This is a genomic window from Peijinzhouia sedimentorum (assembly GCF_049340005.1).
Taxonomy (GTDB): Bacteria; Bacteroidota; Bacteroidia; order Cytophagales; family Cyclobacteriaceae; genus CAXBDP01.
In genome coordinates this window covers 44,861-56,494 of record NZ_JBMPIY010000011.1, presented here as the reverse complement: position 1 = coordinate 56,494, position 11,634 = coordinate 44,861, and the positions used below count along the sequence as shown (strand labels likewise).

Below are 11,634 nucleotides of genomic sequence, written 5' to 3'. Positions count from 1 at the left end.
TGTTCAACGATTTATTTTAGCGATTGGTCATTTACGCTTCTTCTAATTTAAGAAAAAGTGCTTCCCATTCTTTATTGCTTTGACTAAGCTTCTGCTGCAACGCTTCGAATTCGCTATTTACTTCAGCAAGCTTTTCGAAGTTTCCAAATATCTCCGGTTTCGCTAGCTCAGCTTCCAATTGCTTCTTTTTCTTCTCCATTTGAGCAATGTTTTCTTCCAAGCTTTTCAATTCATTCTGAAGAGCTTTTGTCTCTCCATTATTGTTGTTCACCTTTTTTTCTTGCTTTATAGGCTCTGCTTTCTTCTTCGCAGCTGCAATGTTATTATCAGCCGTTTTTTCTTTAGCAAGGCGTTTTTCTCTTTCGCTATACCACAGCTCAAACTCATCGTAAGTGCCGGGATATTCCTTGATTTCCAAGTCCTCTATATACCAAATCTTGTTCGCCACCTGCGACACGAAATGTCTATCGTGGGAAACGATCACATAACTACCCAAGTATTGGTCTAGAGCCTGAACAAGGATATTTACCGAGAGCATATCAAGGTGGTTGGTAGGTTCATCCAAAAGCAAGAAATTAGCTTCTGAGATCAAGGTTTTGGCTAGCGCCACTCTCGATTTTTCTCCACCCGATAGCACTTTAATCTTTTTGAAAGCTTCGTCGCCACTGAACAGAAAACAACCCAAAACGCCTCTCAATTCCATCTCCGATTTATCAGTACCCGCTTGTACCAATTCTTGGATGATTTCATTTTCCAAGTCCAGCGATTCCAATTGGTGCTGAGCAAAGAATGCTCTAATTACATTATAGCCTTCTTGTCTTTTGCCTTCTACTTGTTCGGTGCCAGCGATAATGCGTAGGAGGGTAGATTTACCTTTACCATTCGCACCAATCAAGGCGATTTTATCTCCACGCTCGATAATCGCATGTGTATTTTGCAGGATTTTCAAATCTCCGTATGCTTTGGACACATTTTCCAATTGCATAATATGTCTGCCTGGTTGCTGGTTGAATTTGAATTTGAAGTTTACCGCCGCAGTTGTTTCTACCACATCGTCCACTTTATCCATTTTGTCAAGCATCTTGGCCTTACTTTGAACTTGGCGAGCCTTCGTTGCTTTTGCACGGAATCGCTCGATAAACTTTTCCGTCTGCTTTATTTTTTGCTGCTGATTTTCATACGCATTGCGCTGAATCTCATTTCTTTGATCTTTCTCTTCTAAGTAAAAAGAGTAATTACCAGGATAATAAACTAGCTGTGAATTTGTTACCTCTACCGTTTTATTGATGGTAGCATCCAAAAATCTTCTATCGTGGGAAACGACCACTACGGAACCTTCATAGTTTCGCAGATAGTTTTCTACCCATTGTATGGATGGTAAATCCAAGTGGTTGGTAGGCTCATCGAGTAGCAGGAGAGAAGGCTTTTCCAAAAGGAGTTTGGCTAGCATTACTCTCATTCTCCACCCGCCTGAGAAAGTCTTCAATGGGCGAGAAAGCTCTTCAGTAGTAAAACCGATTCCTTCTAATATTTCACCTGCTTTGGCTTCCATTGTATAGCCATCCAATGCTTCGAATCTCTCCTGTAGCTTGGCCAGTTTTTCTATTTGTGCATCTTGATAATCAAGCTCCATTTCCTTCAATACCTTGTCAATTTGGTTTTTTACATGAAGTGCTTCTTCAAAAGCCTCCATAGCAACTTCCAAAATCGAATTTTCTGATTGATAGGAAAGTAAGTCTTGATTTAGAAAGCCAATGGTGCAATCATTACTTTTTTGGATTTCGCCGCCATCAGGTTTAAGGTCACCTACAATGATTTTGAGTAAGGTAGATTTGCCAGTTCCATTAAGCCCAATAAGCCCAATTTTGTCTTTGGGTTTGATATGGAGGTTGGCATTTTCATAGATGGGTCTTCCACCGATGTAATAAGATAGATCATTTATCGAAAGCATGCTGCAAAATTAAGCTTAATACAGGGAAAAACACATCTGAAATCATTTAATAAGAATAGGTTTCTTAACTTTCTGGTAAAATATTCAAAATTCAAATTCTTGAACTTATGACTAATTATAAAAAGTTGCTTTTAAGTGGTAGTGTTGTGTTTCTCGGATTACTTGGCGCGTGTGAGCAAAAACAAGCCCAAACTACTGAGGAGGAAACTACTTTAGATTTAGCAGTAGAAACAGATGGCCTCCCGCTGCATACCATTAAGCTGCCACCCGGCTTCGAAATCGAGCTTTGGGCAGAGGATGTGGACAATGCAAGGTCTCTGGCTAGAGGCGATAATGGAACCATTTTCGTTGGCAACCGCCAAGGAGATAAGGTGTATGCATTGGTCGATTCTGATGGTGACAATAAGGCAGATCAGAAATATGTGATTGCAGAAGGGCTATTTATGCCAAATGGCGTGGCTTTCAGAAATGGTGATTTATATGTCGCCGAAGTCAATAAAATATGGAGATTCCCTTCTATTGAATCCAATTTGGAAGCTCCTTTAGAGCCTGTGTTGATTTATGATGAATTGCCAGACGATCGCCACCACGGCTGGAAATATATTGCCTTTGGCCCAGACGATAAGCTTTATGTGCCCGTAGGTGCTCCTTGTAATATTTGCGAACCTGAAAAGGAAATCTACGCCAGCATTACACGCATGAATCCTGATGGTAGCGATATGGAAATTTTCGCAAAAGGCATAAGAAATACCGTTGGTTTCGATTGGAATCCAGAGAATAATGAACTGTGGTTTACAGATAATAATAGAGATATGATGGGGGATGATATACCTCCTTGCGAACTAAATAGAGCTCCGGCGCAAGGTCTGCATTTTGGATATCCGTATTTGCATGGAAGTGATTTGGCAGATCCGGAATTTGGAAATAAAGTAACCAATATCGATTACACATTGCCGGCACAAGAAATGAATGCCCACGCCGCTCCTCTTGGAATGAAATTTTATGCGGGAGGAATGTTTCCTGCTGAGTATAACAACCAAATATTTGTAGCCGAGCATGGTTCCTGGAACCGAACAAAGAAGATTGGCTATAGAGTAGCACTTGTAAAACACGATAGCGAAAAAGGTACAAGCTACGAAAGCTTTGCTGAAGGCTGGCTCAATGACGAAACACAAGAAGCTTGGGGCCGCCCAGTAGATGTGCTTGTACAGCCGGATGGTTCCATCTTAGTTTCTGATGACTTCGCAAATTGTATTTATAGAATTAGCTATAAGGGTTGATTTTACTCTACTTTGATGAATAAGAAAAAGCGCTTTATTGGGCGCTTTTTTTGTTGTCAGAACTATGATTAGAGGTGATTTTCTGATGGGCTATAATTGAATTTGACAAGACATCCGCTTTGTAAATGTTCAACACATATTTATGTGTATTTCTTCATTGAAATGGATTTGGCTGTTGTGGAATACGCTGTGAAAAGAGGACTGGAGGTTGTCGAGATTGAAGAGAGTTTTTGAGGGCAGGGTTTTATTTTCACTTAAAGCAACGCTTTTGAATTGGTCAGTTAATTAAATTTTAAAATCCTTCCTTTTTCTGTTGTTTTCTACAAATATTATCAAAAATAAGCCTTTCAATTTTAAACGGGACTTCAAAGTCATTATTAGCCTCATTAAAATCACATCTTGGACATTCAAAGTGATTTATATAAGTAGTTGACTGATCAATTAATGGTGTATCGCAATTTGGGCAATGCGCAGTTAAATTGGAGAGATGCCATTTATTTTCTAGCTCGTTAAGTTTCCACCCCCAAGACCATTTCCAGTTTCTAAGTATATCAGACTTATAATTAATAAATTCTGGTCGAGGTATTTCAGAATAAGACAATCCTTCTTTTGTACCTTTTCTAAAAAAGAAATTACCTACTACAATTATTAGCAGAAAAATAATTACCCACCAAAGTCTTAATTCAAAGTTAATGATCAATGATAATTGATTCAAAACCCAATCTATCATATTAAAAAAGGTTGTTAATATTGGTTTTTCTTTAAGTTTATCATAGCCAACAGTTAACAAAAATGGGACTATGGCTGATGTTACAATCCCAATTGTCCAAGGTGATTTTGTCCAATCATTCTTTTTTTCTGACATTTTTTGGCGTTACTTTTTAAAGTATTCAAATTTATTATCACTCAATCTCAATCCCATCAATCTCCTTCATTTGCCATTCTGTTTAACCAAAGGATACGGTTCTTAATTGTAGTAGAAATTACACAGGATGTGGATTTACTACTACAATATATTAATTAATTTTTAGCCAGATACAGGGTCATTAAACAAAACACAATTTTCGCCTTTTTATAAGTTTTGGAGGAGCTTTGGATTAATAAAGGAGACAGATATCATAGTTTTCATTCTATTGTATAGAATCCCTGCCCGCAGTAGGCAGGACAGTTCAGACTCTATCAAGCATTTCTTTGAAACCGAGCAGACCCTTCCTCCATAGTTCTTCGCCAGCTCTTATTGCCTATTCAATTTTATGTGCGGGCTAAATTATTTCTTCCAAAGCAGAATTAACCATTTGATAATGGACTAGGCTATTTATGGTAATCTTTTCATGGAGTTTCGAAAGTAATTTTGTGTTGGATTTTTAAACTCAAAAATACGCAAATGAAACACTTTTACCGTCGAACGATTTACGTGCTGTTGATTTGGTGTACAGCCATTTTTTTGTCTGGATTTTCTTCTAATCCGGAAGATATAGAGGAGGTAGCGATAGCTAATTTAGCACCTGTCACGTTGGTGTCTTGGGATTTTGCAGGTGCTGCAGGGAACCAGACTTCTACTGCAGGTACTAGTTCCGATGTAGGCATTACTGCTGCTGATTTTACAAGAGGAGCAAGTTTGAACTCAACATCTGCTGGTAATTCAATTAGTTCATCAGGCTGGGATTCCGGAGATGATAGATACTTTTCTTTTGGCTTTACGGTGGAAGCCGGAAGAGAGGTTGATCTTAACGAATTATTCATAGCTACTAGATCAAGTAATACCGGGCCGGGAGAATTGGCGCTTAGGTCTAGTTTGGATGGGTTTACTACAAATATTGCAGAGTGGGATCAATCCGGAACTAGTTTCAATAATCAACAAATTGACTTGTCTGGCTTTTCGCAATTTCAAGGCATAACAGGCTCAATCGAATTTAGAGTAGTTTCAAGAAGTAGCACTTCCGCCAATGGAGGAACTGTGTCATCTGGCGGTACTTTGCGGGTAGTTAATCATAACACAAGCGGATTAGTAAATTTCACAGGAACAGTTAATGTAACTGGCCCGGCGCCCATTATATCGGCAAGTCCAACAGCTATTAACTATGGCAATGTAGCGCCAACTACTGCGGCTGATGAAACGATTTTGGTAACTGGTTCTAACTTGACTGTAGGCATAAATGCAGATATCTTGGGTGGAAATGTCTCAGCCTTTTCTGTATCGAACAATGAAACGGTATATGATGAATCAGTTGTGTTGTCATCGGCAGGGGGTTCTTTATATGTTCGTTTTTCACCTCCCGCCTCCGGTGTATATACTGAAACGCTCAGACTTTCTTCAACAGGAGCTCAATCAGTTGATATTACACTAACAGGTGTAGGTTTTGATGAAAATGCTTTGGTGAGTTTGTCAGCTGTTGGTGCTGCGTACACGCAAAATTTTGATGTATTAGCCAATACAAGTTTTAGCTCAGATCGTCCAGAAGGCTGGTTTTTTGTGGAGCAGGGTAGTGGTGCGAATGACACTTATCGAGAAGGAACGGGTAGTTCAACTTCCGGAGATACCTATAGTTTTGGCGCTTCTAATGATACTGATAGAGCACTGGGTTCTTTGGCTTCTGGCAGTGTAGCTCCAATATATCTGGGTGGCGGTTTCGAAAACACGAGCATTAATCAGGTCTATAACGGTTTCGATATTAGCTATTTTGCGGAGCTTTGGCGTAGAGGATCAAATTCCGAAGGTGATTTCCTTACTTTTTATTACAGTACAGATGCTTCTTCCTTGGGTGATGATGCAGCTACTTGGGTTGAATACGATCCACTTACTGCTCGCGCAAGTGATATAAATTTAGCAGGTTCAGGAGCACAAAATGGCAATTCCTCTTCCTTTAGAAGTCAATACAACAGTGTATTAAGTGGTTTGGCTGTATTTCCTGGAGAAACTGTTTGGTTTCGTTGGGTCGATACCAATATCTCCGGTTCGGATGATGGCTTAGCAATAGATGACTTTGAAATCACACCGAGTGGATTTAATGCAGCAGATCCTTTTATCATACCATTAACTCAGAACATTGATTTTGGTCAAGTATTTATTACGACTGATTCTGATGTTACGGAATTCGACTTGGTGGTTGATAATCTTTCTAATGATATTACGATTAGCTCTACTCAAGCATCCTTTCAAGTTTCGACAGATGGAGTAAACTTTAATCCTTCAGTTACGCTGCCTTCTTCTGGCGGCAGAGTTTATGTAAAATTCAGCTCTGCAAGTGAAGGTAATTTTAATGGCACTATTGAGTTTGCTTCTTCTTCAGTGGTTTTGGCAACAGTAGATGTGTCGGCTATAGCCATTGACCCTTTCAACAATATCATTACTATCGCTGATGCTCGCACAAAATTAGAAGGAGAGTTCGTAGCTGTAGAAGGTGTAGTAACTGTTGGGAAAGAGTTTGGCAGTGGCCCTTCTTATATTCAAGATGCTACAGGTGGTATCCCTTTTTTTAACTCCAACTTTACTTCTCAAATCGAGATTGGTGACAAAGTGAGAGTTTATGGACCAATCAGCTTCTTTAATGATTTGAAGCAAATTTCGGGAAGTAACTTCATTGGAGTGGATGTAACAACATCTCCTGAATTTATTGTCCCTCAAATAATTCCTTTGGCTGAATTGGGCAATTATGAAGGTCAATTAGTAACTGTTCAAGCAGAGTTTGAAAATAAAAACTTTGTTTTTTCACCTAATAGCAATGAGAATGTATTGGCGGGAGGGATTACTCGCGAAGTAAGAATCACCGGAACTACAAATATCCCGGGATTAGCGAAGCCTCAAAGTACAACAGAAATAACCGGTGTAGTAGGGCAATTTAGAGGTACTCCACAACTCTTGCCTAGATTTGAACAAGATATACAAGGAGCTGAATTACCTGTAGTAGCCGGTGCTGAAATTTCGAGGAGTCAAACACTAGATGTTGTCACCTACAACTTGGAGTTTTTTGGAGCTTCCACCAATACTTATACAGAATCGTTTGGGCCAACAGATGTGACCTTACAAGCTGCGAATGTAAAAATTCTATTGGACTCAATAGATGCTGATATATATGCTATTCAAGAGGTTTCTGATGCAAATCTCTTGCAGCAGGTGGTGAATCAACTGAGTGGCTATTCTTTAATTATGTCTGATCGATATTCCTACTCTTGGCAAGGTTTTGATCCTTCATTCGCTCCTCAGCAGATAGGTTTTATCTACAAAACATCCACTATTACAGCATTATCTAATAGGGTAATGTTTGAAGAAATGTTTGAACAAGCACGTGCCGGGCAATCCACACCATTAGATGGTTATCCAACAGGTACAGCTTCTAGCTTCTATTCTAGTGGCCGTTTACCTTTTCTTTTGGTAGCAGATGTAAATATTGGTGGAATCGAACGAAGAGTAAACTTTATCAACGTCCATGCAAAGTCCGGTGGATCAGATCTTAGCGATTATAATCGTCGTCTTTTTGATGCTACCGTCCTGAAGGATTCCATTGATCAATACTTTGTTGATCAAGACATTATTTTCCTTGGGGACTTTAACGATGAGCTTGAAGGAAGTATTCTTACTTCTCAAAGTGAATCACCTTATTCTATATTTTTTGAGGACTTCCTAGAAACCACCCGTTCGCTAGGTGCTAATGGTGCTCGATCTACTATTGGATTCTCCAATGTAATTGATCATATCATGGCCTCTAACACTTTTGAGGTAGATTGGATTGATGGCTCGGAAACAATAATTACTCCTTTTAGGCAAATTACAGATTATGGAAATACCACATCGGATCACCTGCCGGTGCATGTACGTTTTCAGCTAAAACCGAGACTTACTGAAACAGAGCAAACTTTCATAGACGAGTTCTACAATGAATTGAACGGTGAAGGATGGTTTAATAATTCAGGTTGGGTAGATGGTGATGGTAATCCAACATCCGGTGAGTCAGTATCTTTCCGTTTTGGCTTAACGGTAGAAAAAGTAAATCCAGTGACTGTGACGGAAATAAAATTGCCAAGAAATAACTTGACAGGTGAATTTCCAATAAGCCTTTTGAATTTTAGTTTCTTAAAAACTTTAGATTTAAGTGGCAATAATATCGTTGGCCTTATTCCTAGGGAGATTCTCAACTTAAAATACCTTGAGAATTTAGATATTAGTTATAATGGTCTTTATACTAATGATCCAGAAGTAAAAGCCTTCCTAGATGCTTTACAACCAGGTTGGGAAGAAACCCAAACTGCTGCGCCACTAAATGTAAAAGCAAACCTTCTGAACCCTAGTGCGATTATCAGCTGGACACCTATCCCTTATCAAGGGGGTACTGGCCGCTACTTCATAAAATATCGTGCAGAAGATGCGGGAGGGTTTACAACAGTTACTGTAGAAGGTAAAGACAGCAGTGAAGGATTAATTCCTAATCTTGAATACGGTAAGAAATACTTGGTGTATGTTCAAAGTCAGACAGATGCTAATCCTCCATTCAACCCGAGCTCAGTAACCAGTGAGTTGAGCGAAGTTATCGAACTCTTCTTTGCTACGACCGTCTCAGCCACAGAACGTGCAGGATTGATTTCCCTCTACGAAGCAATGGGAGGTGATGAATGGACGAATAATGACAATTGGAAAGATCCTGTGAATTTCAGTAAAGCAGGTACAGAGTTCCTTTGGAATGGTGTGACCTTAAGCAAAGTAGATGGTGTCAATTGGAGTGTAACAGGTATCGATTTGAGCAACAACAATCTCACCGGTACGCTACCGGATATCTTTGCTGCATTCCCGAACTTAATAAGTTTAAATCTAGCGGGGAACTGCCTAGAAGGTGCTGTGCCACTGAGTTTATCTAGCCTAGAGAACTTAGTAAGCTTGAACCTAAGTCAAAACCGCTTTAATAGCTTTAGCTTAACAAACCTAAGCGCTACAGATGTAAACCTTAGCTACAATGCCTTAGGCGAAGGAGATGACAATATTACATTACTTGCTCAATTGCAAGCAGACTACCTCGCTACTCAGACTATTGCGCCAGGTGGGATTCGCGTTGTCATTAATGATGATACTTCTGCAGAAATCAACTGGGAAGCGATTGGTTTTACGACTGGTCTTGGTCACTATGAAATTCGCCTTAGAGAAGTAGGTGCTAGCAGTTGGAGCTCAAGAGCCACGGCTAATAAAAGTCAAAGCAAGGAGGAATTTAATACCCTTAAAGCAAATACGGCCTACGAAGTGCAAATCAGAACCGTCCATATTCAAAGCGAAGAAGGTTGCTTAACCTTTAGCGACTGGAGTGAAACCATCACTTTTAATACTTTAGCATCCTTACCTGCAAAAGCAACTTTAAGCAGCCCAAGAGACTACATGCTTAATACGCCAACTGTCTTGAGCTTAGTAGTCAATGAGGCTGCCTTTGCGACGAGCTATGAGATACAGCTAAGCACTAGCCAGGACTTTACCGAAGCAGAAACGGAAATCTTTATAAATGCTACAGGTGAGCAGGAAGTAGGAGATTTGATGACCAATACCCGCTATTATTGGAGAGCCCGTGGCATCAATGACCGAGGCGAAGGTGCTTGGTCAAGCATGGCACAATTCAGAACAGGACTTAATCAAGCAACTGCTTCAGAAGAGGGTGTAATTTTCTGTGCAACAGAGGGAACGCAATTATTGACTTGGGAAGCTATCGAAGGAGCTAGTCATTATAGAGTAGAAATTGCTACTGATGCAAGCTTTAACAATGTAGTGAGAAGAGCAAGAGCTTTACAAAGCTTACAATTAACTACAAGAGAACTAGCCGCTAATAAAACCTATTACTGGAGAGTGCAAGGCTACAATGATGTAAAAGCCTATAAAGGTAATTGGTCTAGTACAAGCCAGCTAAGTATACAGCCGAGAATTCAAGTAATTGGAGAACTAGAGCTTTGTCCCAATAGCAATAGCATCTTAAACTTACCAATCAATGAAGGCTCAAGTATTCAGTGGTATGTCGATGGAACAGCCATTGAAGGTGCAACTGAAAATAGTTACACGGTTACAGAAGCAGGATCTTATTTTGCTATCCTAAGCAATGATGGGGGAGCTGCTTGTGATAATTACCAAACAGAAAGTATCAATATTACTGAAATTGAATTAGTTATGCCGGAAATTGCTGTTAGCAACATCTTATTATGTGAAGGTGAAAGTACGATTTTAAGTACAAATGCTTCAGGAAGCAGCTATCAGTGGTTCCTTAATGGTACTGCTATTCCCGGCGCAAATGCACAGAGCTTTAGCACAAGTGAAGCAGGTTCGTATTATGTAAGCATCCGCAATGGAAAGTGTAGCATCCAAACACCAAGTGTTGCTATAAGTGGAGCTAGCTTAACACTCCCAGTGCTTAGTATGAGTGAGAATGCCGAGGAACAATTAAGTTTAGGTCTTCCGGTGGAGATTCAGTCTAGCGAAGCACCATTTGGCGTGGGTTATCAATGGTTGTTCAATGGAGAACCTATTGAAGGGCAAAAAGCTGCAAATATCCTAGCGAAACGCAGTGGTAGTTACCAATTGCTCTTTACAAGCGAAGATGGTTGTACGATGCTATCAGATACATTTGTTCTAGCTTATCCAGCAGGTAAGGAACCTCAGGAAAATGACTTGAAAATCAATGCAAGAGCTGCACGTAATCAATTAATAGCGGCCTTCCCAAATCCTACAAGTGATCAGGTGCAGGTGAGCCTTTCAAATGATTATATAGAAGGAACAACAGTCAATTATCAAGTGCTAGACTTTATCGGTCGTCCGGTAATTTCAGGTCAGTTGCAACGCCAAGGAGATAATTGGGAAGCGAACTTCAATATGATCAACTTGAAAAATGGTCTATACTTTATTCATATAAATGATGGAAGTACCGTATTCAAGCGTACGTTGAAGAAAGAATAGTAAGATTATCCAACCAACCCTTAATTAATACACAAAGGCAGCCTCGATATCCGAGGCTGTTTTTTTATGCTAAGCTTATTCTAATCCTACAATTGGTTTGTAAATTATTTTCCTGACTTGTCCGTTTTAGTGCGGTCTAAGAATTTTTGTTATCATTTGGTTTAGGTTTTTTGCTACGGCTGATCTGATTTTCATTTCCTTTTTGGTTATTTTATTCCATAGCCTAGCACCTGTTGCCTTTTTGGACTCGGTTAAGAAGGCTCCAATCGACCTCAGGCTCATAATTGCCCGATGGAAATTATAAATGATTGTTGAACCAAACGGTCAACGTTATTTAGGCATTCACATTCACAACCTGTCACCCATAACCCATAACCCATAACCCATAACCCCCATAAACGTTTATTCCATTCCGTTAGCTAAAAACATCCACCCAAAAATCACCAAAATAACCACCCAAAACAGTCCTGAATTTCCTTCAATTTCCT

Annotated in this window: 4 protein-coding genes; 2 read left to right on the top strand and 2 right to left on the bottom strand. The window is 39.7% G+C overall.

Going from position 1 to position 11,634, the window contains the following annotated elements:
- Positions 1–31: 31 nt before the first annotated feature.
- Positions 32–1,951: an ATP-binding cassette domain-containing protein gene (locus ACOXY8_RS13630; protein WP_458332158.1), complete on the bottom strand. Its 1,920-nt coding sequence runs from the start codon at positions 1,949–1,951 to the stop codon at positions 32–34.
- A gap of 107 nt (positions 1,952–2,058) precedes the next feature.
- On the opposite strand from ACOXY8_RS13630, the gene ACOXY8_RS13625 reads away from it, so the two are divergent.
- Positions 2,059–3,231: a PQQ-dependent sugar dehydrogenase gene (locus tag ACOXY8_RS13625; protein ID WP_458332157.1), complete on the top strand. Its 1,173-nt coding sequence runs from the start codon at positions 2,059–2,061 to the stop codon at positions 3,229–3,231.
- A 292-nt stretch (positions 3,232–3,523) separates the two neighbouring features.
- Here ACOXY8_RS13625 and ACOXY8_RS13620 read toward each other — a convergent pair whose 3' ends face one another.
- On the bottom strand, positions 3,524–4,096 hold the full coding sequence (locus ACOXY8_RS13620; protein WP_458332156.1) for a hypothetical protein: 573 nt from the start codon (positions 4,094–4,096) through the stop codon (positions 3,524–3,526).
- 519 nt (positions 4,097–4,615) lie between these two features.
- On the opposite strand from ACOXY8_RS13620, the gene ACOXY8_RS13615 reads away from it, so the two are divergent.
- Positions 4,616–11,146, top strand: a complete 6,531-nt coding sequence (locus ACOXY8_RS13615; protein WP_458332155.1) for a T9SS type A sorting domain-containing protein — start codon at positions 4,616–4,618, stop codon at positions 11,144–11,146.
- The last annotated feature ends 488 nt before the right edge of the window (positions 11,147–11,634 follow it).